The organism is Mesorhizobium sp. M1428 (genome assembly GCF_040317515.1).
In the GTDB taxonomy this organism is placed as follows: domain Bacteria; phylum Pseudomonadota; class Alphaproteobacteria; order Rhizobiales; family Rhizobiaceae; genus Mesorhizobium.
Window position 1 is genome coordinate 199,057 of record NZ_JAMYKT010000004.1, and the last position, 23,844, is coordinate 222,900.

The window sequence follows — 23,844 nt, forward strand, 5'->3', positions numbered from 1 at the left end:
GGAGTAGGGAATAGGGAATAGGTGGTTACAGCCGCCGCTTTTCAGGTCAATTTCCCCTACTCCCCTACTCCCCTACTCCCCTACGACGATCGCCGTGAGAAAGCCGGCGAGATCGTCGGTGACGAAGTCCACATCGTCCTCGTTGGCCGGGTCGCGTTCCCAGATTTCCGAGAAGGTTGGCTCGAAATTGCGCGGCACCACCAGCACTGTGGTCATGCCCAGCGATTTCGGTACCGACAGGTTGCGGGCGAGATCTTCGAACATCACCGCATTTTGCCCGGTAACGGCGTGGAGTTCGGCAAATTTCTCATAGGATTGCCGCGCCGGCTTGGGATTCAGTCCGGCTGCGACGATATCGAAAATATCGTCGAAATGCTCGAGAATGCCCAACTGCCGCGCGGTGCGTTCGGCATGCCGGCGATCCCCGTTGGTGAAGATGAATTTACGGCCGGGAAGCTGGCGAATGGCGGTGCCGAGGACGGGATCTGGAACCAGCCAGGAATAATCGATGTCGTGGACCTTCTCGAGAAAATCATCGGGGTCGATGCCGTGGCGCATCATCAATCCGTTCAGTGTCGTGCCGTATTCGCGGTAGAGCTCCTTTTGCAGCTTGCGTGCTTCCTCGCGCGGCAGCGTCAGCAATTCTCCGACATAGGCGGTCATTTTCACATCGATCTGCGAGAACAGATTCGAATGATGCGGATAAAGCGTGTTGTCGAGATCGAACACCCAGTCGGTGACATGGGCAAAGCGGGCGGGGTCGGGAAGTGTGGTCATACCGTCCTTATGGCACGAAACGGTCTTTCTAACAGGAGGTTTATCCACAACCTATGCGCGCCCTGGGTGGTGAAAATGGCGCCATAATTAAAATCTTAAGCATCACCGAAAGGGGACATTCAGCGCTTGCTGGGACCAAGACGGACCAGTGGGAGCAAGCGATGAATCGCATATTTCTAAAATCTGCCGCCATCGCTTTCGCCTCTGTCGCGGTCTCGCTTTTGCTGACGCTGATCGTCGTGCCGGCAATGGGTTTTCCGATCAATCGCACCATCTGGCTGACATCCACCGTCTGCCCGCTGGCCCTTGCCTGGGGCGTCGGCGCCTATACGTTCTGGCAGGGCGAAAGGTTGCAGACCGCGCATCGCGAGCTCGCCCGCGCCCATGCCCAACTAGCCGCCGCGCACAGGCGCTTGGCGGAAAAGGCGAGCCGCGACGACATGACCGGCATGCTCAACCGCGAAAGCTTCTTTGCCGCGCTCGACGGCTCCCGGCGTAAATTCGATCGCGGGGCATTGCTGATCATCGATGCCGATCATTTCAAGACCATCAACGACAGCTACGGCCATCTGATCGGCGACGATGCGTTGCTCCTGATCGCAAACGCGATAGAGCGTGGCGTGCGCAGCGGCGACGTGCTTGGGCGCATCGGCGGCGAGGAATTCTGCGCCCTTCTGATCGGCGCCACCGAACCCGAGGCCAGGCGCGTCGCCGAGCGCATCCGGCGTGAAGTCGAGCGTATCCGTTTCCGGCCCGTCGACGAACGAACGGTTCCGCTGACAGTCAGTATTGGCGGCATCACCTGCGGCAGGGACGCCGCAGTGCCGGAGCTGATGCGCGCCACCGACCAGCGGCTTTACGAGGCCAAGCATCGCGGCCGTAATCTGTCGATCATCGACCGCGATATTTCCGAAGCCGCCTGAGCCTTGGCGGTCGCTAACAAGAACTAACCCTTCAGACCTTTGCTGGGTCGAGCGCTGGCTCGCCTTTGCGGCGCGCCACGATCGCCGCAAGATCGGCGGTCTCGAAAGCATCACGCAGCGCGTCGAACGACGGCAGCACGAAATAGGCACGCTGGAACTTGTCGATCTCGTAGCCGGTGCGCATTACGGTTTCCAGGTCGAAGGGGACATGGTGCGCCTCGCCGCCTTCGACCGCGAACTGAAGCTCGGTGAAGGATGACATTAGCCCGGCGCCGAAAGCCTTCAGCGGCTGGCCCGGCTCGCGTATCAGCCCGTATTCGACGGTGTACCAGTAAAGCCTGGTGATCATCTCGTCGCCGCCGAGCGCAATCACGCCATCGGCCTTCTTGCCATACATCTGCATGAAGTCGGCAAAGACCGGCTGCGTCAGGATCGGCACGTGACCGAAGAAATCGTGGAACATGTCGGGCTCGACGATGTAGTCGAGCTCCTTTTGGGTTCGCAGCCAGTTGGTGACCGGGAACCGGCGGTTGGCGAGGTGGTCGAAGAACGGCTGGGCGGGGATGAGCCCCGGCACGGCGACGATCGCCCAGCCGGTGAGCTTGCGCAGCTTCTCGCTGACTTCACCGAAATCCGGGATCTTGTCGAGAAGGCCGAGCGCCGCAACGCCATCGAGATAGGAGTGATGGGCGAGCTTCCTGGTCAGCTTCGTCTGGCGGTCGCACAGCGTGCGCCACACCGCCTGTTCTTCGTCGCTATAATTGTAGCCCTGCGCCACGGTGAAATCGCCACGGCAGACCGAATAATCGCCGCGGAGGCCTCGCGCCGCGCATTCGCGGGCATAATCGGCAACGTTCATGGTCATGGCTGCTCTCCCTGGAAATCATGATCAGCGAATTGTCGGCAATTTTAGCCGGATCGCGCGAGGCAAATCAGCTTTGATGGTGGCTCAAATGCGGGGTTGGAGGTAAAAGACTCCACGATCAAGCTTTGGGAGAGTGAAAATGCCTCAGTTTGACGAATTCGAGATCAAGATGCTCGACATCCTGCAGCGCGACGGGCGCAAGCCGGTATCCGAACTGGCGCAGCAGATCGGCCTGTCGACGACACCTTGCGCGCGGCGCTTCGAAGCTCTTCAGCAGGCGGGCATCATCAAGCGCTTCGCCGCGGTGCTCAGCCGTCGCGCCGTCGGGCTGATGGTCGAGGTGTTCATCCAGGTGCGCCTGACCAGCCACAGCGACGGCTCGCCCGAGAGCTTCATCGCCGCCGTCCAGCGCATGGACGAGGTGTCCTCATGCTGGACCATGACCGGCGACCATGATTTCCTGCTGCATGTCATGGTGCCGTCGGTCGACGAGCTCAATGCCTTCGTCATGCACCGGCTGATGCGGCTCGAAGGCGTGCGCGACGTCCACACCCAGCTTGTGCTGCAGAACATCAAGGGGCCCGGCCATGTCCCGCTTGCACATCTCAGACGATAGGTAGTTCTGCGGGAAAGCTGCACAAAAACTGCTGAAGCTGGCCAATCTCCAGAGCTAGATTGCCGACTACGACATGCGGACCGCCATAGCATAAGGCCCGCCATGAAAATCGTCCTGATCAACCCGCCGCATACCGCTATTGGCAGCCGTGTGCCGGACGACCATCTGCCGCCGCTCGGTTTGCTGGCACTGGGCGGCCCGCTGATCGACGCGGGACATCAAGTGCGGCTTGTGGACGCCGAATTCGGGCCGATGCCGCTTGCCACGCTGGTCCGGGACGCCTTGAGCGACCATCCCGACTGCATTCTGATCGGCCATTCCGGCTCGACCTCTGCACATCCGACAGCCCTGCTGATCGCCGGCATGGTCAAGGACATCGATCCAGCGACAATCCTGATCTACGGCGGCGTGTTTCCGACCTATCACTGGCGCGACATACTGGCCGAAACGGATGTCTTCGACTTCATCGTGCGCGGCGAGGGCGAGGCGACTATCGTTGCGCTGATCGAAACCCTGGAGAAACGCAAGCGGCTGTCGGACGTGGCGGGCATCGCCTTTCCTGACGATTTGCGCCGGCCCTTTGCCACCTGCCCGGCACTGACGATCGCCAACCTCGACGACTACCGCATCGGCTGGGAACTGATCGACTTCAATCGCTACAGCTATTGGGGCGGCAAGCGCGCAGTGGTCATGCAGTTCTCGCGAGGCTGTCCGCATCTGTGCAACTATTGCGGCCAGCGCGGCTTCTGGACGCGCTGGCGTCACCGCGACCCCGTGAAGTTCGCGCGGGAGATTGCCTGGCTGCACCGCGAGCACGGCGTCGAGCTGATCAACCTTGCCGACGAGAACCCGACCTCGTCCAAAAAAGCCTGGCGCTCCTTTCTCGATGCGATGATCGCCGAGAACGTGCCGGTGCTGATCGTCGGCTCCACCCGCGCCGACGACATCGTCCGCGACGCCGGCAGCCTGCATCTCTATCGCAAGGCCGGCGTCATTCGCTGGCTGCTGGGCATGGAAAACACCGACGAACAGACGCTCCAGTTGATCCGCAAGGGCGGCAGCACCTCATCCGACCGCGAGGCGATCCGGCTGTTGCGCCGCAACGGCATCCTGTCGATGGCGACCTGGGTGGCCGGTTTCGAGGACGAAAGCTTTCGCGACCTCTGGCGCGGCTTCCGCCAGCTGATCGCTTATGATCCCGACCAGATCCAGGCGCTCTATGTGACGCCGCATCGCTGGACGCCGTTCTTCAGGATTGCCAGGAACCGCAAGGTGATCCAGCTGGACCCACGCCTGTGGGACTACAAGCACCAGGTGCTGCAGATGACCCGCCTCAAGCCGTGGATGCTGTTCTTCGCCGTCAAGCTGATCGAACTGGCCGTGCAATCGCGGCCCAAGGCGCTGGCGCGTATCCTGTTCCACAAGGATCCGGAGCAACGGCATTCGATGCGCTGGTACACCAAAATGGGCCGCCGCGTCTGGTTCCGCGAAGTCTGGGGCTTTCTGGTCCGCGACCGCCGCCTGAAAAATGGCCCGACGCTCGCCGAATTCTGGGGCGCGCCGCAAGACGGGGAAGAGGAATCGATGGTGGTCGAACGCCTGTCGCGTCAGTCCGTGACCGCTATTTCGCCAAACGCTTGAACCCCTCAGACACCCGGCCTTACGGCACGATCAGCGTGCCAGCGCCGTGTTCGGTGAACAGCTCGAGCAGCACCGCATGCGGCGTCTTGCCGTTGAGGATGACGACGCCTGCGACGCCGCGCTCGATTGCCTCGATGCAGGTCTCGACTTTGGGGATCATGCCGCCCGAGACCGTGCCGTCCTTGATCAGGGCCTTGGCCTCGGCCACGGTCAGCTCGTCGATCAGCTTCTTGTCCTTGTCGAGCACGCCGGGCACGTCGGTGAGGAACAGCAGGCGCGTCGCCTGGCAGGCGCCGGCGATGGCGCCGGCAAAAGTGTCGGCGTTGATGTTGTAGGTATGGCCGTCGCGGCCGGGCGCCACCGGCGCCAGCACCGGGATCATTTCGGATCGTGCCAGGAGGTCGAGCAATGTGCGGTCGACCTCGACAGGTTCACCGACGAAGCCCAGGTCGAGCACCCGCTCGATGTTGGAATCCGGATCGATCATGGTCTTGCGCGCCTTTTCGGCAAACACCATGTTGCCGTCCTTGCCACACAGGCCGATCGCCCACTCGCCCTCGGCATTGATCAGCGCGACGATCTCCTTGTTGATCGAACCGGCCAGCACCATCTCGACTATCTCGACGGTCTTCTGGTCGGTGACGCGCAAGCCGCCCTCGAATTTGGATTCGATGCCCATCTTGCTGAGCATGGCGCCGATCTGCGGCCCACCGCCATGCACAACGATCGGGTTGACGCCGGATTGCTTGAGCAGTGCGATGTCGCGGGCGAAAGCCTTGCCGAGCGCGATGTCGCCCATCGCGTGGCCGCCATATTTCACCACGACCGTCTTGTTCTCGTAGCGCTGCATGTAGGGCAGCGCCCTTGAAAGCAGCGCGGCCTGCATTTCGGCGGTGGCGGCGACATCCGTCATCGGCGTGGTTCCCAGCTTGGCATGAACGGCGGCGTCTTAGCGGGAATTGGACGAGGGGGCAAACGGCTTTGCTGTCACGATCGATCAAATCGGTACTACTATTTGTTTGACCATGATCTTGTCCGAAAACCGGTTCCCACCTTTCGGGATCATGGTCTATGCCGGCACCTGTAGCGGCGCGCGCCGTCCCAGCCAGCCCGAGATCTTTTCCATCTGCGCGGCGAACGACAAAAGCGTTTCCTCATCGCCGGGGCGGCCGGCGGCCTGGACCCCGAGCGGCAGGCCGGCATCGGTGACGTAGACCGGAAGCGTGATCGACGGTTGCCCGCTGACGTTCTGGATCGCCGGCCAGTGGGTGAACCACAGGCTCTTGTCCATCAGCTGGCCAAACAGCGGCTTGAACTTCAGCAGGCCGGCGAGGCGCAGTCTGTCCAGGACATTCTCGATGAATTCGTCGGCGCCTTTCGGGTCCATGGTGCCGCAGGCGAGCGGCGGGTGCGCGATGACAGGCATCAGCACTGCATCATAGTGCGCGGTTTCGGTGATAAGCCGGCGCGAGGCGGCGTGCAGCCGCTGCAGGCCGGCATAGATTTCGCCGGCCGAGAGGATTTCACCGAACCGGCTCATCACGCGCGTGGCGCGTTCGATATCGCCTGAGATGGAGCGGCCGACGCGCAGGGCCTCGCCACGCATCGTGCCGGCCACCGCCGCGGCGACGGTTCTGGCGAAATCGGCGATGAAATCGCGATCGATATAGGGCAGGTCGATCTCCTCGACGCTGTGCCCGCCTTCGCGCGCCAGCGCAATCGCCGCATCCAGAGCTTTCAACGTCTCTTCCGATATCGGCAGGCCGAGCGGCGATTTTCGATAGAAGGCGAGCTTGAGCTTGCCCGGATCGCGCCCGGCCGCCGCGGCGAAACTGCCGTTCGGCGACGGTGCCGCGTAGGGCGACAGCGGGTCGGGCCCGTGGGTCAGGTCGAGCAGCAGGGCCGTATCGCGCACCGAGCGGGCCAACGCATGGTCGACGACGAAGCCGTACCAGCTTTCGGTGACGAGCGGCGTCAAGGGCACACGGCCGCGCGAGGTTTTCAGCCCGACCAGCCCGGTGCAGGCTGCAGGCACCCTGATCGAGCCGCCGCCATCCGAGGCATGCGCCACCGGCACGATGCCGGCCGCGACCAGCGCAGCCGCACCGCCCGAGGAACCGCCGGTCGTGTGCGCGGTGTCCCATGGGTTGCGGGTGACGCCGTAAGCCACCGACTCGGTCACCAGCCTCAACCCGTGTTCGGGTGCGGTGCTGGTGGCGATCGGGATCAGGCCGGCGGCCAGATAGCGATCCGTCATGACCGAGTTGAAATCGGGGGTGTAAGCCGGAATGCGGCTGCCGCCATGCGTCGGCACGCCCTTCATGGCGATGCCGAGGTCCTTCAAGGCAAAGGGCACTCCGGCAAGCGGCAGCTTGTGGTCGACGGTTCTCGCTCGCGCCCGCGCCGCCTCAAAAAGCGGTTCGGCGATGGCGTTGATCTCCGGCCGGGTGGCCTCGGCCCGGGCGATCGCCGCATCGACGAGATCTTGCGGTGTGATCTCTCCCTTGTGCACGAGTGCGGCCTGGCCGGTCGCGTCATGCTCCCACAGGACCCGCTCGATCGACATGGTCGCCCTCCCGCTCATGACAAGCTAGCGGGCGGCGATTTCATTGGCAATCGAGGCTGGCGCTGCCGGTGCGCAAGACCATTTCAGTCGTTGCAAATACATTGCAATCACCTAATTTGGCGGCCGATGACGCCGCAGGACATCAGCAACCTGATTGTCCGGACTTCGATGAAGGACCGGGCTGCGTTCGATCTGCTGTACCGGCAGACCAGCGCGAAACTTTTCGGCGTCTGCCTTCGTGTATTGAAGGATCGGGGAGATGCAGAAGAGGCGCTTCAAGAGGTCTTCGTCAAGATATGGACGAAGGCGGACCGTTTCGCAGTTTCGGATCTGAGCCCGATCTCCTGGCTGGTGGCCATTGCGCGCAATCATGCGATCGATCGGATCAGGGCGCGGCGAGAGCCTGCCGCCTATATCGATGCCGCGCTCGACGTGGCCGATCCGGCGCCGGGGCCGGAGGCCATGGCCGTGGCGGGCGGTGAGTCCGGACGCATCTACCATTGTCTCGAGGAATTGGAGAAGGACCGGGCGGCGGCCGTCCTGGGCGCCTATCTGGATGGCAAAAGCTATGCCGAACTGGCGGAGCGCTATGGCGTACCGCTGAACACGATGCGGACCTGGCTGCGTCGCAGCTTGTTGAAACTGAGAGAATGCCTGGAAAGATGACGCTGGCTGACGACAATGGACCGGAACGTGGGGGCGACGACCTGTTCGCCGCCGAATACGTTCTTGGCGTTCTGGCCGCCGATGAACGCGAGATCGCGTCGCGCCGCATCGATGCGGACGCCGCCTTCGCACGCCTTGTCGATGCCTGGGAGGCGCATCTTTCGCCGATGGCCGCCGCCTATCCGGAGACAGAGCCTCCGATCAGGGTCAAGGAAGCATTGGACCGCCGGCTGTTCGCTGCAGAGCCGCGCGCCGGCCTCTGGTCGAGCCTTGGCTTCTGGCGCGGTCTTGCCGCCGCCGCCATTGCGGCGCTGGCGATCTACCTCGCCGTGCCTTACTTCCGCCCGCCCACCGAACCGCCGCAGGCGCGGCTTGTCGCCTCGCTGGCGGCCGAAGGCAGCGACGTCAAATATCTCGTCGTCTACGATGCCGCCCGTCACGAGGTCGGTCTTTCCCACGTTTCCGGCGAGCGGGCCGCCGGCAAGGACTTCGAGCTGTGGATGATCGAAGGCAAGAAGGCGCCGGTGTCGATGGGCGTCATCCCGGCCGGTGCGACCGCGCATTTGGCCATCCCGCCCGCCGTCCAGGAGAAATTGGCGCAAGGCGCCGTGCTTGCGGTCAGCATCGAGCCTGCCGGCGGTTCACCGACCGGCCAGCCGACTGGACCGGTGGTCGCAGCGGGCGATCTGAAGAGCATCTGACTGCTTCTCATCTGTGGAAGCAGACCTGAAATCTATCTCCCGCGATTTAAACGCCTGAAAAGCGTGTTGGCGGCTGTCGATCGACGCCGGACAAATTGCAGCGAAACAATATTTTTTTGCGCAGAGGACGAAACTCCGGCATTTGCTATCGCGTATCTCCTTGCGTTCCAGAATGAGGGAACGATAACCCGAGGAGATTGAAATCATGCGTAAATTCGCCACACTTTTGCTTGCCGGCACGGTCACCATTTCTGCGCTCGCCACCATTGCTTATGCCCAAAATCCGATGGTCGGCGGCGCCGCCATGTATGCCCAGAAAAACATCGTCGAAAATGCGGTCAACTCGAAGGACCACACCACACTCGTCGCTGCCGTCAAGGCAGGCGGCCTGGTCGATACGCTGCAAAGCGCCGGCCCCTTCACCGTGTTCGCGCCGACCAACGAGGCCTTTGCGGCACTTCCAGCCGGCACGGTGGAGACGCTGCTCAAGCCTGAAAACAAGGACAAGCTCGTCAAGATCCTGACCTGCCATGTCATCGGCGCCAAAGCGATGGCCGCCGACGTCGCCAAGATGGTCAAGGATGACGGCGGCACCCACAAGGTCAAGACGGTCGGTGGTTGCGAACTGTCGCTCAAGGCCGACGCCGGCAAGGTCACCGTGACCGACGAAAATGGCAACGTCGCCAATGTGACGATCGCCGATGTCGAGCAGTCCAACGGCGTCATCCACGTCGTCGACAAGGTTCTCCTGCCGAAGATGTAACAAACGCACGCTGCCGGCGAAGATATCGCTGAGGGCCTCCCTGCGCACGCTCCGCGCCGTTCACGCAAGATGTGGACAGGCGCGGAGTCCCGCTTTGAGGACAGCGATCGTCACCGGCTTTTGATTTCCGTGTGGCGGTCGAATTTGGCACAAGCAGCAACAGGAGGAAATGGCCATGAACCGTCGCGAGCTTCTTTTGAGTGGGGCGGCAGCCATTGGCGTTGTCGCAGGCGCCACCGCGCTGCGCATGGGCGAAGCCCAGGATGCACGCGCGGCCGAGACTTTCGAGGTTACCAAGACCGAGGCCGAGTGGCGCGCCATCCTGTCCGACGCGGCCTTCAATGTGCTGCGCAAGGAGGGCACCGAATATCCGGGCACCAGTCCGCTGCTCAACGAGCACCGCAAAGGCATCTTCGCTTGCGCCGGCTGCGGCCTGCCGGTCTATTCGTCAGAGACCAAGTTCGATTCCGGCACAGGCTGGCCGAGCTTCTGGCAGGAAATCCCGAATTCCATCGGCAAGACCGTGGACAGGTCGTTGGGCATGACCCGCACCGAGGTCCATTGTCGCCGCTGCGGTGGCCATCTTGGCCACGTCTTCGACGACGGTCCGCCGCCGACCGGGTTGCGACACTGCATCAATGGCGTCGCCTTGACCTTCAAGCCGGCGACGGCGTGAGGACGGCCGCGCCCCTTACTTTGTCGGAGCGCGCTAGAGCATCGGACCCTAAAGTGCGAAGCGGTTTTGGGAAAATCCGATGCTCAAACAAAAAGTTGGAGCGGTGGAGTGTCCGCCGCTCCAAGACTTCGTGATGGTTGATTTTGCGCATGACCCCGAAAATCGCTTTTCGGGGTCATGCGCGAGGGCGCCAGGCGGGGGATCCAGCGCGCCTCAATGGCCTCCGCCACCGCCGCCCTGAGCGGCTGGCTTGCGGATCACCAGGGTGAAGAGCCCAAGCGTCGCGAACAAAACCGTCAGCATGAAGAATACGTCCATGAACGACAGCAGCGATGCCTGCTGCTGGACCATGCCTGACAGTTTGGAGATGGCCGCCTTGGAGGCGTCGAGCCCGGCGGTCTGCTCGAAGTTGACCGTCATGTTCTGCAGCTTCTGCTGCGCAGCGGCACTTCCCCATTGCACGTGCTCGGAGAGCCTGGCGTAGTGGAAGGCATTGCGGTCGATCAGCACGGTGTTGATGACGGCCAGGCCGACGGCGCCGCCGAGATTGCGGGTCAGGTTGAACAGGCCAGACGCATTCTTCAGCCGCTCCGGCGGCAAGGTTCCGAGCGCAATGTTGTTGATCGGCACCATGCACAGCATCATCGAGCAGCCGCGCAGGATCTGCGGGATCAGCAGTTCATAGAAATCCCAGTCGGCGGTGAGATGCGTCATCCACCAGGTCCCCGTGGCAAAGCCGAAGAAGCCGATCATCATCATGATGCGCGGGTCCATCTTGTTCGACAGGATGCCGGAGATCGGCGCGGTGAAGAACATGGCCAGGCCACTGACGAACAGCGCCTCGCCGATCATCATCGAATCGTAGCCGCGGATGCGCCCCAGGAACACCGGATAAAGATAGGTCAGACCGTAGAGGCCGATGCCGACGACGAAGGAGAACAGCGAGCCGAAGGCAAAATTGATATTGCTGAAGGCCCTCAGATCGACAATCGGCTCCTCGGCGGTGAACACGCGCCAGAAGAAAAGCACCGCGCCGAAGGTCATGATGACGGCGCAGACGAGCACCGCCTGATCCTGCAGCCAGTCGTTGTTGGGACCTTCCTCCAGCACATATTCCATGCAGCCCAGGAAGGCGGCCATGCCGGCAAGCCCCCACCAGTCGAACTTGCTGAACAGCTTGAGATTGGGTTTGTCGAAGTCGATCAGCGACCAGGCGGCCGTCGTCACCAGAATGCCGGGCACGACGTTGACCAGGAACAGCCAGTGCCAGGACATGGCATGGCTGATATAGCCGCCGACGGTCGGGCCGATAGTCGGCGCCAAGGTCGCCACCAGGCCGATCATCGGCGAGACGACGGCACGGCGCGACGGTGGGAAGATGGTGAAGGCGGCTGCAAAGACGCTCGGGATCATGCCGCCACCGATGAAGCCCTGCACGGCGCGGTAGACGATCATCTGGTCGATATTGGTTGCGGTCGCGGCCAGCGCGCTGGCCGCGGTGAACCCTGCCGCCGAGATCGTGAACAGCACGCGCGTCGACAGCATCCGGCTGAGGAAACCCGACAGCGGGATCATCACGACCTCGGCAATCAGATAGGCCGTCTGCACCCACGGAATCTCGTCCGAACTGGCACTCAGGCCCGCCTGGATCTCGGCCAGCGAGGCCGAGACGATCTGGATGTCCAGGATGGCCATGAACATGCCGAACACCATCGCCAGGAAGGCGATGACGCGGCGTGTCGAGATGTGGTCGACCGGCACCGGCATGGCTGGCGCCGGTGTCGATCCTGCAGTCAGAGTTGCGGTCGCCATGAGCTTTGCTCCCGGATCCGCTTTACTTCGATGCCGAAGGCGCCGTGCGGCTGTCGACGGCGACGACGACGCTCAGGCCGGCGCGCAGCTTGCCCGTCTTCAGCACATCCGCCGGCACGTCGATGCGAACCGGAACGCGCTGCACCACCTTGGTGAAATTGCCTGTGGCGTTCTCCGGCGGCAGCAGCGAGAACACTGCTCCCGAAGCCGGCGCCAGCGACGACACGGTACCCTCGATGTCCTGGCCGTCGATCGCGTCGACCGACACCCTGACCTTTTCACCAGGCACCAGCCGGGCAAGCTGGGTCTCCTTGAAGTTGGCGACGATGTAGAGCTTGTCCATTGGCACGATGACGGCGAGCTTCTGTCCGGGGCTGATCAGGTCACCCTGCTCGACCGAGCGGTTGCCGACCACGCCGTCATAGGGTGCGCGCAGCACGGTGAAGGACAGATCCCGCACCGCCTTGTCGTGGGCAAGCTGCAGCGAGGCCAGCGTGCTGGCCGATTCCGCGCGCTGCGCCTGGAGCACGCCGATATTGGCCTGAGCCGCCGCGATCTGCGCGTCGGCGCCGGCTAGCGCGGCATTGGCTTGCTCGACCGCCGTCTGGGCATCGTCCAACTGGGCCTGCGTACCGACGCGGGTCTTGAGCAACTGGGCGGCACGAACCTGAGCCCGCTTGGCATTGTCGGCCGCGGCCTGGTCGGCGGTCTTCTGCGCCTGCGCCTGCTTGAGCGAAGCGCGCGCCGCCTCGGTCTGGGCATCGATGCGGTCGAGCGTCTTGCTCAACGTGGCGATCTGCGCCTCGGCCTGGGCAACGGCTATCTTGTAGTCACCGTCATCGACGATCAGCAGCGGGTCGCCGGCCTTCACCTGCTGGTTCTCGGTCACTTTGACCTGATCGACATAGCCCGAGATTTTTGGCGAGATGAACGCCGTGTCGGCCTGGACATAGGCGTCGTCGGTCGTGATCATGAAGCGCCCGTCTGTCCAGTAATCATAGCCATACCAGGCGCCGGCGCCCAGCAGGGCCAGGCCGATGATGGGCAGCAACATCGAGCGCATCGAGCGCTTCTTTTTGGCGGGAGCCAGCGGGGTGACGTCGGCGGGCTTGAGAGGGGCTTCCGGCGCTTCGATCGCAGGCTGGACCTTGGCATTGGGGAAAGGGCGGACTTCGGCACTGGTGGGCGCATTCGAGGACATGATATCTCTCTAAATTAACTGGCGCTGAACTTCATCAGACTGAACCGTTCGGTTCGAACTCGACGTTGACTTAGCGCTTAAAGAGGACCATATCAAGAGCAATCGAACCGGATGGTTCGAATTATTTTACGAGGTGTGACATTATGGCCGAAGCCCCCAAGGCCGCTCCTTTGCCTGATTCAGGCCCATTGCCCAGCGCTGGCAAGGACCAGTGCGATTTGCTGGACAGTCTGCCGCGCGGCCGCCCGGCCGCGGGGCAAGACCCGGTCAAGCGCAGCCAGATCATCGACGGTGCGCGCCGTGTCTTCATCGACAAGGGCTTCGAAGCCGCGTCGATGAACGACATCACCCGTGAGGCCGGCGTGTCCAAGGGCACCATCTATGTCTACTTCGCCAACAAGGAAGAGCTGTTCGAAGCGCTGATCGAGGAAGAGCGCGGCACGATCTTCAAGAACATGTATGAGGTGCTCGACCAGATCGGCGACCTTCGCCAGACGCTGGTGAAGTTCGGCATTGTGCTGTCCATGAAGATCACTTCGGCGAGGGTCATCCTGGCGCAGCGGACGGTGATCGGCGCGTCGGAACGTATTCCGGAGCTTGGCGCGCGATTTTACGAACGCGGGCCGAAGCGCGGCCATGACAGGGTTGTCGTTTTCCTCAACATGGCTATCGAACGCGGCCTGCTGAAGATCGACGACGTCGAGCTTGCCGCCTATCAGTTCACCGAACTGTGCCTGGCCGGTCTTTTCCGCCAGTGCATATTCGCCTATCGCACCAAGGCACCAAGTGCGGCCGAGATCGAACATATCGTCAGGTCGGGCGTCGATGTGTTCCTGAAGGCCTACGGCACCGAACAGCTTGCAGAGCAGGAACGGGCCTCCAGCCTCGCCTGACCAACCGTCGGAGTCCGTTGCCTATCCGCCATTGGCGGCGAGCACGATCGCCGCACGCAATTCCTCGAGGCCCTCGCTCTTTTCCGACGACGTGGCAAGCACGAGGGGAAAGGCCGCCGGGCGTTTCTTGATCTTCTGGAGCGTTTCCTCGATCAGCCGCGGTACCCCCGCAGCTTTGATCTTGTCGGTCTTGGTCAGCACGATCTGATACGACACCGCCGCCTTGTCGAGCAGCGACAGAACCTCGTCGTCCTTGGCCTTGATGCCATGGCGGGCATCGATCAGCACGTAGACGCGCTTCAGCGTCACCCGGCCCTTGAGATAGTCGAACACGAGCTTCGTCCACTCGTCGACCTTTTCCTTGGGCGCCGTGGCGTAGCCATAGCCCGGCATGTCGACCAGCGCCATTGGCGGCAGGTCGGCGCCTTCTCCCGAAAATCCGCCCGGCACGAAATAGTTGAGCTCTTGCGTCCGGCCCGGCGTGTTGGAGGTGCGCGCCAGCCCCTTCTGGTTGACCAGCGCGTTGATCAGCGACGATTTGCCGACATTGGAGCGGCCGGCAAAGGCGATCTCGGGCGGTCCCTCCGGCGGCAGGAATTTCATCGCCGGCACGCCGCGGATGAAGATCCAGGCTCGCGTGAACAATTCGATGCCGATCGTGGTCTTGCTCAACGCGTTCAAACCGCTGCCTCCAGGAGAAAAATATTGCTGCCACGAATGGCATCGAGATTGCGGCTGATCTTTTCCACCGGCCAGTGCCACCACGCCAGCGCCAGCAGCCGCCGGATGGTCCTGTCGTCGAAGCGCATCTTCACCACCTTCGCCGGGTTGCCGGCGACGATCGCATAGGCCGGCACATCGTGCGTCACCACCGACTTTGCCGCGACAATGGCGCCGTCGCCGATCTTCACGCCCGGCAGCATCACCGCTTCCATGCCGATCCAGACGTCGTTGCCGACGATTGTGTCGCCACGCACCTCCTTCGACCATGTCGCCGGGTCGAAACCCTCTTCCCAGCCGTGGCCAAAGATGTTGAACGGATAGGTCGAAAAGCCGGACATGGCATGATTGGCGCCGTTCATGATGAAGCGCGCGCCTTCGGCAATGGCGCAGAACTTGCCGATGATCAGCCTGTCGCCGATGAACGGATAATGATGCAGCACGCATTTTTCGGCGAATTTGTCGGGTCCGTCAGGGTCATCATAATAGGTGAAGTCGCCGATCTCGATATTCGGCGCCGTCACCAGCGGTTTCAGAAAGCCGACGCGCGTGTGCAACGGGATCGGATGCTTGATCGATGGATTGGGTCCGGTCATATCGAGCTCCGTCGGGCAACTGCCAGCCAGGTCAAAATAGCGCGATCCGTCCGGCAGTACCAATCGCTTAATCCAGGCCGGCTGCTTGTGCAAAAAGCCCCGGACGAACCGGGGCTTTCTGGTTTCGCATCATCGGAGCGCCGGCTATTCCGCCGGCGACGGTTTCTTGCGGAACAGCGCGACCAGATTGTCCCACAATTCGATCTTGGCGCCTTGCCGTTTCATGATCACGCCCTGCTGCAGGATCGACAGCGTGTTGTTCCAGGCCCAGTAGATGACCAGCCCGGCCGGAAAACCCGCCATCATGAAGGTGAAGATCACGGGCATCCAGGTGAAGATCGCAGCCTGCGTCGGGTCCGGCGGCGTCGGGTTCATGCGCATCTGCAGGAACATCGTCACGCCCATGATCAGCGGCCAGATGCCGATCATCAGCATGTGCGGCAAGGTTACGGGGATCAGCCCGAACAGGTTGAAGATTGATGTCGGGTCCGGCGCCGCCAGATCCTGGATCCAGCCGAAGAACGGCGCGTGCCGCATCTCGATGGTGATATAGAGCACCTTGTAGAGCGAGAAGAACACCGGGATCTGCAACGCCACAGGCCAGCAGCCGGCGAGCGGATTGATCTTCTCGGTCTTGTAGAGCTCCATCATCGCCTGCTGCTGCTTCATCTTGTCGTCCGCGTATTTCTCGCGGATCTCGAGCATCTTTGGCTGCACCTTCTTCATGTTCGCCATCGACGCATAAGACTTGTTGGCGAGCGGGAAGAACAGCGCTTTCACGATGACGGTGGTGGCGAGGATCGCCAGGCCGAAATTGCCGAAGAATTTGTAAAGCGTGTCGATCAGCCAGAACATCGGCTTGGTGATGAAATAGAACCAGCCCCAGTCGATCAGCAGGTCGAACTGGCGAATATGACGGTCCTTTTCATAGGCGTTGATCGTCGACACTTCCTTGGCGCCGGCGAATATCTCCGACTCTACCGTCGTTGACTGCCCGGGAGCGATCGTGACCGGATCGGACAGGAAATCGGACTGGTAGCTATGCGGGTGGGGCCCGCTTTTGAACTCGAAATAAGAGAATTTGGGCTGAAATTCGCGGCCGCCCGGCGGCACCAGGGTCACCGCCCAGTATTTATCGGTGATGCCGAGCCAGCCGTCGGTCGACTTGCCTGGCTTGAATTCTCTTTCCGATTCGACCTTGGAGTATTTGTACTCTTGCAGGCCTTCGCTGCCGGTAACGCCGATCAGGCCCTCGTGCAGCACATAGGTGCTGGCGATAGCCGGCTTGTCGAAACGGGTGACGCGGCCATAGTTCGACAACGTCGCAGGTGCCGAGCCGCCGTTCTGGACAGTGTCGGACACGGTGAACATATATTGGCTGTCGACCGAGAAGGTGCGCTTGAAGGTCAGGCCCTTGTCATTGGTGAAGGTCAGCGTCACCGGCGTCGCCGGTGTCAGCGTCGCATTGCCGTCGGTCTGCCAAACGGTGTCTGGGCCGGGCAGCCTGCCGACATCCGGTGTGCCGGAAAAGCCGATCTCGGCGAAATAGCCATTAGGTAGGGACGCCGGATTGAGCAACGCGATCTCGGGCGAGGTCTTGTCGACCGTCTCTGTGTAGTGCTTGAGCTTGAGATCATCGAGGCGCGCGCCGGTGAGGTTGATCGAGCCTTCGAGGCTCGGCGTGTCGATCTTCACGCGCTTGGTCGAGGCAATCGCCTGCTCGCGGCCGGCCGGCGTTACCGCGTCGCCGCCAGGTGCGTTCGGAATGGCGCCCGGCTGCACCGGTGTTTCGCTGGCTCCCGGGCTGGTGCCTTGGGCGGCCTTCTTCTGCTCCGCCACACGCTGTTCTTCGATGCGGGCGGCCTCGCGCTGCATCTCGCTGCGCGGCATCACATAGAAATATTGCCAAAGCGCCAGGATCAGCACCGACAGTGCGATGGTGATGAAGAAGTTGCGGTTGTTTTCCATCGAAGCCCTTGGCCTATCGTGTTCCACGCAATCTGCGGGAGAGTTCGGCCTTCAGCTGGCCGAACGGAGTGGTAAGCACGTCTTCGCGCCCGACGATGACATAATCATTGCCCGGCACCATGTCATCCGCGGCATACGTGCGCACGGCCTCTCTCAGCCGCCGCCGGATGCGGTTGCGGACGACGGCGTTGCCGACCTTCCTGGTGACGGTATAGCCGACGCGCGGCGCCTCGCTGTCGTCGCGGCCCAGGACCTCGACGAGGAAAAGCCGCCCGCGGCGCTTTTCACCACGGCGGACAGCCAGGAATTCCGCGCGCTTCAGAAGCCGCTTGGGATGGGGACCCGTTGGCTTGCCGGTTGCGGGCAACGATCTTGTCTCTCGCTTGATGCTCAGGCGCTGAGACGCTTGCGGCCGCGGTTGCGGCGGGCTGCGACGACGCCGCGGCCACCTTTGGTGGCCATGCGGGCACGGAAACCGTGCCTGCGTTTGCGGACGAGTTTGGACGGCTGGTAAGTACGCTTCATTTGTTTAAATACCGCGGGGTGCGGCCCTTCTTGATTCTGTCACTTTGTAACAGGAGCTTTGCCGGGCCGGTTTTGGCGCGATCGAAACCGCGCCGGGACGAATGGCCCGAGCGTGAGCGGGCTTATAGAAAGAAGGGTTTTGGAAGTCAATCCAGCGCGTCGGGCCGGCATTGTCGGACCGGCAGGGAAGTCTTGTGGCCCTTTGTCCGGCTTCGACCAAGGATGAATTTGGCAAAAAAGCCGCAATCGCCTAATCTCACCCGATCAAGCGATCGTGAAGACGAGCAGTCCTTAAGACAAGCAGCCGTGATACAGGCAGCCGTGACGACGAGCATGAGTGAAGTCCCAGCAACCGACGAAAGCATCGCCCAGGCGAAAGCGGCCACCCGCAGGGTGCCGCTGGCGCGCGGCCTGTCGACCAAGCTGCTGCTGCTCACAATCGTCTTCGTGCTCTTGGCCGAAGTCCTCATCTTCGTGCCCTGGATTGCCAGCTACAGGCTGAGCTGGCTGAAAGAGAGGCTGAGCACGGCCGCCGCGGTTTCAATCGTCCTGGTGCAGGGCGAACCTGCCTCGCTGTCGCGTGCCGCCCAGAACGACGTGCTGATGGCGATCGGTGCCAAGGCGATCGCCGTGCGCGACGGCGGCGTCTCGCGGCTTCTGGTCGTGGCCGAAATGCCGCCGCAGGTCGACGAGCATATCGATATCGCCAATGTCGGCATGATCAAGGGCATGACCGGAGCGCTGGACACGCTGTTTTTCGGCGGCAAGCGGATGCTGCGCGTTTTCGGGCCGGTCGGCGACAGCGACAAGGAATTCGAGCTGATCATGCCCGACCACCGCCTGCGCAATGCCATGCTGATCTATTCGCGCAACGTCGCCTTCGTCTCGCTGCTGATCTCGCTGTTCACCGCCATGCTGGTTTACGCCGCGATAGACCTGATCATGATAGGCCCGATCAGGACGATGACACGCTCGATGCTGTCCTTTTCCGAGGCGCCCGACGATCCCGGCCGCATCATTCACCCCGCCGCCCGGGCCGACGAGATCGGCGTCGCCGAACGCGAGCTGTCGCAGATGCAGGAGCGGCTGCAAAAGATGCTGACCGAGCAGAAGCACCTGGCCGATCTCGGCCTGGCCGTGTCGAAGATCAACCACGACATGCGCAACATCCTCGCCTCGGCGCAGCTGATGTCGGACCGCCTGCGCCAGGTCAAGGACCCGACCGTGCAGGCGTTCGCGCCAAAATTGCTGCGCGCGCTCGACCGCGCCGTGTCCTATTCGGAGGGCGTGCTTGCCTACGGCCGCACCCAGGAGCCGCCGCCGTCGCGCCGCAGGCTGCGGCTGCGCCAACTGGTCGAAGACGTCCAGGGCCTGCTCGACATCGAATGCGGCATCGAATTCGTCAATGCCGTCGATCCGGTGCTCGAGGTCGATGCCGATTCCGACCAACTGTTCCGCGTGCTCACCAATCTTAGCCGCAACGCCGTGCAGGCGATGGCGGCCGACACCGAGAGCGCCGTGGTGCGCCGCCTGACCATATCGGCCGAGCGCATCGGCAGCGTCAGCCGCATCGTCGTCACCGACACCGGCCCCGGCCTGCCGCCGAAGGCGCGAGAAAACCTGTTTGCGGCATTTCGCGGCTCGGCCCGCAGCGGCGGCACCGGCCTTGGCCTGGCGATCGCCCATGAATTGATCCGCGCCCATGGCGGCACGGTGGAGCTGGTCGAAAGCATCGGCGGCCGCACCACATTCGCGGTCACCATTCCCGACCAGCCGGTCCGGCTCGACCAGGCCCGCAACGGTCTGCGCCGCCCGGCGTAACGAACCGTTTCGTTACGGGCTGTTTCAATTCGCAAAGGGTTGGTCCGAGGCTACGAGCCATCGGCTCGGCCGCCGTGCAACGGCGTGTTTCGTTACGGACCGTTTCGATTGGCAAATGACCGATCCGAGACGACGACCTATCGGCTCGGCCGCCGCGTGACGCGGTCTTGCCTTCGCCGGCCGGCGCATGACGGCAAAACGTGACGGCAAAACTTTTGGCCAGGATCGGCTTGCTTTTCGCAAATTCAGTCGCTAGGGAACACGTCACATCGCGGCCGGTCGCCAGGATCGGATCGCGGGGCCATGCAAAGCATGGCCTGTTGCGCGCCCGTAGCTCAGCTGGATAGAGCACCAGACTACGAATCTGGGGGTCAGGAGTTCGAATCTCTTCGGGCGCGCCATTTGTAATGCACATCCCAATACACCGGGCATCGATGGGCCGCTTAGCCGCTCATCACTGCCACCATGGTGGCGCTTTAGCGGTCACCGGCAAATCTGCGGGACTCCCGGCGCTGAGAAACGACTTCTCCATGAGGGATGAGCCACGGCTGGTCGGCTGATGTTTAGGACCGCCTTGCATGCAGGCGACTGCATACGCTGCCGCCGCCCGCCACGGCGGCGGCGAACCCGATCACACGTGCGTTGCCGCTATCGAGCATTCGTACTAAACTCTGCCCTTCTTGAAATCGTGCCGGGTCCTCAGGCTTGCCTTGGGAGACGCTAATGCGCGGGTTCTTGCCTTTCATTCTGTTGGTGCTTCTACTCGTTCCGATTGTATCGCATGCCGCCGCCATCCACGACGCCGCCATGAAGGGCGATGTCGCGGGGATCACGGCAGCGCTCGACGCTGGTGCTGGCGTCGATGAGAGCGACGGAGGTGCGACACCGCTCTATCTTGCGGTTAGGGGCGGGCATTTTGCGGCGGCAAAACTGCTCATGGAACGCGGTGCCGACGTCAACGCCGCCCCGACGCCGCTTTTGGGGCCTGCGCTCATGCCGGCTTTGGCAAAACGCAGGATCGACCTGATCAATCTGTTGCTGGACGGTGGCGCAAATCCAAATTCGCGCCGCAACCGCGAAAACGCACTCCACATCGCGGTCATATCCGGTTGCCTCGATTGCGTGAAGGCACTGGTCGAGGCCGGCGCGGACGTGAATGCGACGACAAAGGACGGCAAGACACCGCTCCATCTGGCAAAATTGAAGGGGCAACGCGAAGTTGCCGACTATCTCATGTCGCACGGCGTCGTCTTGCCAACACCAGGTCCGATCTCGATGAAGTTGGCTACTGCCGATGTCGAGAAAGGTCGAACCTACTTCACCCGCCTGTGTGCCGGTTGCCACAATGCCGAGCCACAGGGAGGGACCAAGACGGGACCCAACTTGTGGAGCGTCGTCGGTCGTGACAAGGCGTCTGTGGCAAAAATGCGTTACTCCGACGCTTTGCTCGACTGGGAGGGTGCATGGACGTACGAGGATCTGAACAGATATCTCTTCGGACCCATGCTCACCACGCCGGGCGTTTACATGGAGACGCCTGGTGTTCCGGACGAGACCGAACGGGTCGACCTGATCGCCTACTTGCGCACACTCAGCGACAAGCCGATCCCGCTGCCCTGAACTTTCGCCCCAGGAGGGCCGCGGCCGGATTGCGCCCAACGCCGATGAGCGCTCGAATTCTGCATGGAGGTCACTTCGCTTCCCCTTGAGGAATGACCGGTCGGATCCGATTTTGGCTGTTCAGGGGTGGCAAGGGACAGTTTATGGCGCGCAAGGCGGACCTTCGGCTCCGAGCGGTGATCTCAGAAATCGATAGGCGCAGCAATAACATACGAGTTCCCAGTTTCATCCTCTTCGGGAGCGCCATCAATCCAATGCACGGTCCGCCTCATGGAGCCTCTCGGGCGCGGTGAGCTAGTAGCCGCCCGACTATGACCGTGACCGGCGCCAGTGGTCGGAAGGTCGCGAGACGTGAGCGCTATCCATGCCAAAAAGGGGATCGTCAGCTGATGCCGCTCAGTCGGCCTGCTCAATCTCCGGACCCGGTTCAGTCGGCGGAGCTGGAGTGCAATCCTGGCCAGTGCATTCCTGCACGGGATCTTTCGCCGGCGGGAGACAATTTTGGCCTTCACAATGAACGGGCGGCTGCGTTGTTGCGGCTTTATTGTTCTGCGGCACAGGCTGATCCTCAGCGCGAACGGCCGGCATTGCAAGATCGATCATGGCCGTGCACAAGAGCGCAATCCGAAGCAAATTCATTTTCGCCTCCGCAACTGACAGCGAGACGCAGATTATACCTTCGAACTGCGGCCAACATCCTGTCACCCGCGAACGGCGTTAACAGCGCGTTTCATTGCCGGTCGGAAGGGCATACCGATTGAGATCGAGCGTCGTCCTCTTCCTGGCAAATAGCGCCAGAAACGGGCTTTCGGCCAGAGGTGACTGAAGCCAACCTTCCGATTTTCCTGTACACGTGTTCGAAGGGTTCGAGGTGCGTTAGGGCTTCGCATATTCGAGGTTTTCAGTTCTTTCACGGGGGACGTACATGACGGCATTCAACAGCGTCCGCTTCCGGGTCAAGCCGGGTAGTGAAGACGAATTCGTCGAACTGTTCAGCAGCGCTCCGCGCAATTTCGAGGGATTGCGAAAAATGGCTCTCATCAAATCGGGAGATGGCGCCTTCTTCTCGATTGGAGAGTGGGACACTTTTCAGCACATGGTCGATGCCAGGCCTAAAATGCTGGGCAATCTTGATCGGTTCCGCCATACGTTGCGGCAGCTTGAGGGCGGATATACGGATGCTGTTTCGGGCGAGACTGTCTTCGACACGGACGGCAGGAGCGACGGCCGGTCGGTATAGTGTTCGCACTTCGAAAAGCTTATGCCGTGCGCCACTTCCCAGCCCCCTCACCTAAACCGCACATTCCCCCTGGAAAGCTCTGCCACCGACCTGCATCCCATCAGCCGCATGTCGCGTTCGATCTCGGTTCGCATCAGGCCGAGCGCCCGTTCGACGCCTGCCTGTCCGGCGGCTGCCAGCGGGAAGAGGTAGTAGCGCCCGACGCCGACGGCCTTGGCGCCCAACGACAGGGCTTTCAGCACATGGGTGCCGCGCTGGACGCCGCTGTCGATGATCACGTCGATCCTGTCGCCCACCGCGTCGACGATCTCCGACAGCTGGTCGAACGGGCTGCGCGAGCCGTCCAGCTGCCTGCCGCCATGATTTGACAGAACGATGCCGGTGCAGCCGATGTCGACGGCTTTTCTGGCATCGGCGACGCTCATGATTCCCTTCAGGCAAAACTGGCCGTTCCAGAAGCGGACCATGTCTTCGACGTCTTTCCAATCCAGCGATGGATCGAGGATCTCCGTGAAATAGCGGCTGATGGAAAGCGCTCCGCCGCCGAGATCGATATGGCCGTCCAGCTGCGGCAGGCTGAACTTTTCGTGCGTCAAATAGTCGATGGCCCATCTCGGCTTGATCGCGAACTGCATCATGCCGCCGAGCGTAAGCCGAAAGGGGATCGAAAAGCCGGTCCGCAGGTCACGCTCGCGGTTTCCGCCGGTGACGCTGTCGACAGTCAGCATCATCACCTCGACGCCGGACGCCTTGGCGCGCTCCATCATGGCGCGGTTCAGGCCGCGATCCCTGTGGAAATAGAACTGATAGACCTGCGGCGTCCTGTGCTTGCGAACTTCTTCCAGGCTGACCGTGCCAAGCGACGAGACGCCGAACATCGTGCCGAACTTCTCCGCTGCCGCGGCGACGGCGCGCTCGCCGCTATGGTGAAACAGTCGCTGGAGGGCCGTAGGCGAACAATAGACCGGCATCGCCAGCTTCTGGCCCATGACGGTGACCGACATGTCGACCTGTCCGACGCCGGCAAGGACGTTGGGGACGAGATCGCAGTCCTCGAACGCCGCCGGGTTGCGCCGCAGCGTCGTCTCGTCGTCCGCGCCGCCATCGATATAGTTGAAGATCGGGCCTGGCAGGCGCTGTTTTGCCAGCCGGCGGAAGTCCTGAAAATTGTAGCAGCTTTGCAGTTTCATGAGATCAATCGGGTATATGCCGGGCCCGATGTCAAGCCTGTGCCACTGTCGATCGCCGGCGCTC

The 23,844-nt window shown here is 62.2% G+C and carries 23 protein-coding genes and 1 tRNA gene; 12 read left to right on the forward strand and 12 right to left on the reverse strand.

The window, feature by feature from the left end:
• Positions 1-72: 72 nt before the first annotated feature.
• Positions 73-777: a pyrimidine 5'-nucleotidase gene (locus NKG60_RS08075; RefSeq protein ID WP_352974765.1), complete on the reverse strand. Its 705-nt coding sequence runs from the start codon at positions 775-777 to the stop codon at positions 73-75.
• A gap of 161 nt (positions 778-938) precedes the next feature.
• Here NKG60_RS08075 and NKG60_RS08080 point away from each other — a divergent pair, with 161 nt between their 5' ends.
• Entirely contained in the window at positions 939-1,700 is a 762-nt protein-coding gene (locus tag NKG60_RS08080; RefSeq protein ID WP_352862973.1) for a GGDEF domain-containing protein, read from the forward strand.
• Between the two features lie 31 nt (positions 1,701-1,731).
• On the opposite strand, the gene phhA is transcribed toward NKG60_RS08080, so the two are convergent.
• Positions 1,732-2,565, reverse strand: a complete 834-nt coding sequence (gene phhA / locus NKG60_RS08085) for a phenylalanine 4-monooxygenase (protein WP_352862974.1) — start codon at positions 2,563-2,565, stop codon at positions 1,732-1,734.
• Between the two features lie 139 nt (positions 2,566-2,704).
• On the opposite strand from phhA, the gene NKG60_RS08090 reads away from it, so the two are divergent.
• The gene (locus NKG60_RS08090; RefSeq protein ID WP_292655879.1) at positions 2,705-3,181 is read left to right on the forward strand and encodes an Lrp/AsnC family transcriptional regulator; all 477 of its coding nucleotides are present in this window, start codon (positions 2,705-2,707) and stop codon (positions 3,179-3,181) included.
• 102 nt (positions 3,182-3,283) lie between these two features.
• A complete protein-coding gene (gene bchE, locus NKG60_RS08095; protein ID WP_352862975.1) occupies positions 3,284-4,822 on the forward strand; it encodes a magnesium-protoporphyrin IX monomethyl ester anaerobic oxidative cyclase in 1,539 nt (512 codons plus the stop codon).
• A gap of 19 nt (positions 4,823-4,841) precedes the next feature.
• Here bchE and argB read toward each other — a convergent pair whose 3' ends face one another.
• Together argB and NKG60_RS08105 are read right to left on the reverse strand one after the other, a co-directional pair.
• Positions 4,842-5,735, reverse strand: a complete 894-nt coding sequence (gene argB / locus NKG60_RS08100; protein ID WP_023677482.1) for an acetylglutamate kinase — start codon at positions 5,733-5,735, stop codon at positions 4,842-4,844.
• Between the two features lie 156 nt (positions 5,736-5,891).
• On the reverse strand, positions 5,892-7,388 hold the full coding sequence (locus NKG60_RS08105; RefSeq protein WP_352862976.1) for an amidase: 1,497 nt from the start codon (positions 7,386-7,388) through the stop codon (positions 5,892-5,894).
• Between the two features lie 126 nt (positions 7,389-7,514).
• Here NKG60_RS08105 and NKG60_RS08110 point away from each other — a divergent pair, with 126 nt between their 5' ends.
• The 4 genes from NKG60_RS08110 to msrB all read left to right on the forward strand — a co-directional run bounded on the left by NKG60_RS08110 (position 7,515) and on the right by msrB (position 10,194).
• A complete protein-coding gene (locus NKG60_RS08110; protein ID WP_352974768.1) occupies positions 7,515-8,054 on the forward strand; it encodes a sigma-70 family RNA polymerase sigma factor in 540 nt (179 codons plus the stop codon).
• Entirely contained in the window at positions 8,051-8,755 is a 705-nt protein-coding gene (locus tag NKG60_RS08115; RefSeq protein WP_352863096.1) for an anti-sigma factor, read from the forward strand. The genes NKG60_RS08110 and NKG60_RS08115 overlap by 4 nt, the downstream gene beginning before the upstream one ends.
• A 205-nt stretch (positions 8,756-8,960) precedes the next feature.
• Positions 8,961-9,518 carry a fasciclin domain-containing protein gene (locus NKG60_RS08120; RefSeq protein WP_352862977.1) on the forward strand — a complete coding sequence of 186 codons (558 nt, stop codon included), beginning with the start codon at positions 8,961-8,963 and terminating at the stop codon, positions 9,516-9,518.
• Between the two features lie 175 nt (positions 9,519-9,693).
• Entirely contained in the window at positions 9,694-10,194 is a 501-nt protein-coding gene (gene msrB, locus NKG60_RS08125; RefSeq protein ID WP_352862978.1) for a peptide-methionine (R)-S-oxide reductase MsrB, read from the forward strand.
• A 213-nt stretch (positions 10,195-10,407) separates the two neighbouring features.
• Here msrB and NKG60_RS08130 read toward each other — a convergent pair whose 3' ends face one another.
• Both NKG60_RS08130 and NKG60_RS08135 read right to left on the reverse strand, forming a co-directional pair.
• Positions 10,408-11,961, reverse strand: coding sequence for a DHA2 family efflux MFS transporter permease subunit (locus NKG60_RS08130; protein ID WP_352974848.1), 1,554 nt, complete (start codon positions 11,959-11,961; stop codon positions 10,408-10,410).
• 67 nt (positions 11,962-12,028) lie between these two features.
• Entirely contained in the window at positions 12,029-13,207 is a 1,179-nt protein-coding gene (locus tag NKG60_RS08135; protein WP_352862979.1) for an HlyD family secretion protein, read from the reverse strand.
• A 143-nt stretch (positions 13,208-13,350) separates the two neighbouring features.
• On the opposite strand from NKG60_RS08135, the gene NKG60_RS08140 reads away from it, so the two are divergent.
• Positions 13,351-14,100: a TetR/AcrR family transcriptional regulator gene (locus NKG60_RS08140; RefSeq protein ID WP_352490516.1), complete on the forward strand. Its 750-nt coding sequence runs from the start codon at positions 13,351-13,353 to the stop codon at positions 14,098-14,100.
• Positions 14,101-14,121: 21 nt separating this feature from the next.
• Here the strand turns inward: NKG60_RS08140 and yihA are convergent, their stop codons facing one another.
• From yihA to rpmH, 5 genes are all read right to left on the reverse strand, one after another.
• Entirely contained in the window at positions 14,122-14,781 is a 660-nt protein-coding gene (gene yihA, locus NKG60_RS08145; RefSeq protein ID WP_352862980.1) for a ribosome biogenesis GTP-binding protein YihA/YsxC, read from the reverse strand.
• Entirely contained in the window at positions 14,778-15,416 is a 639-nt protein-coding gene (locus NKG60_RS08150; protein ID WP_023677492.1) for a CatB-related O-acetyltransferase, read from the reverse strand. Before NKG60_RS08150 ends, yihA begins: the two co-directional genes overlap by 4 nt.
• A 144-nt stretch (positions 15,417-15,560) precedes the next feature.
• The gene (yidC, locus tag NKG60_RS08155) at positions 15,561-17,384 is read right to left on the reverse strand and encodes a membrane protein insertase YidC (RefSeq protein WP_352663569.1); all 1,824 of its coding nucleotides are present in this window, start codon (positions 17,382-17,384) and stop codon (positions 15,561-15,563) included.
• A 13-nt stretch (positions 17,385-17,397) separates the two neighbouring features.
• The gene (gene rnpA, locus NKG60_RS08160; protein ID WP_352862981.1) at positions 17,398-17,751 is read right to left on the reverse strand and encodes a ribonuclease P protein component; all 354 of its coding nucleotides are present in this window, start codon (positions 17,749-17,751) and stop codon (positions 17,398-17,400) included.
• A 23-nt stretch (positions 17,752-17,774) separates the two neighbouring features.
• Positions 17,775-17,909, reverse strand: coding sequence for a 50S ribosomal protein L34 (rpmH, locus tag NKG60_RS08165; RefSeq protein WP_008833937.1), 135 nt, complete (start codon positions 17,907-17,909; stop codon positions 17,775-17,777).
• Between the two features lie 333 nt (positions 17,910-18,242).
• Between rpmH and NKG60_RS08170 the strand changes: the two genes are divergently transcribed.
• The 4 genes from NKG60_RS08170 (at position 18,243) to NKG60_RS08185 (ending at position 22,590) form a co-directional block, all read left to right on the forward strand.
• Complete coding sequence (locus NKG60_RS08170) at positions 18,243-19,730, forward strand: ATP-binding protein (RefSeq protein WP_352862982.1); 1,488 nt, start codon at positions 18,243-18,245, stop codon at positions 19,728-19,730.
• Positions 19,731-20,054: 324 nt separating this feature from the next.
• Positions 20,055-20,131: transfer RNA gene (locus NKG60_RS08175), tRNA-Arg, on the forward strand.
• A 322-nt stretch (positions 20,132-20,453) separates the two neighbouring features.
• On the forward strand, positions 20,454-21,350 hold the full coding sequence (locus tag NKG60_RS08180; RefSeq protein WP_352862983.1) for an ankyrin repeat domain-containing protein: 897 nt from the start codon (positions 20,454-20,456) through the stop codon (positions 21,348-21,350).
• Positions 21,351-22,275: 925 nt separating this feature from the next.
• A complete protein-coding gene (locus NKG60_RS08185) occupies positions 22,276-22,590 on the forward strand; it encodes an antibiotic biosynthesis monooxygenase family protein (protein WP_352862984.1) in 315 nt (104 codons plus the stop codon).
• A 47-nt stretch (positions 22,591-22,637) separates the two neighbouring features.
• Here NKG60_RS08185 and NKG60_RS08190 read toward each other — a convergent pair whose 3' ends face one another.
• Entirely contained in the window at positions 22,638-23,780 is a 1,143-nt protein-coding gene (locus NKG60_RS08190) for an alpha-hydroxy acid oxidase (protein ID WP_352862985.1), read from the reverse strand.
• Positions 23,781-23,844: the final 64 nt, after the last annotated feature.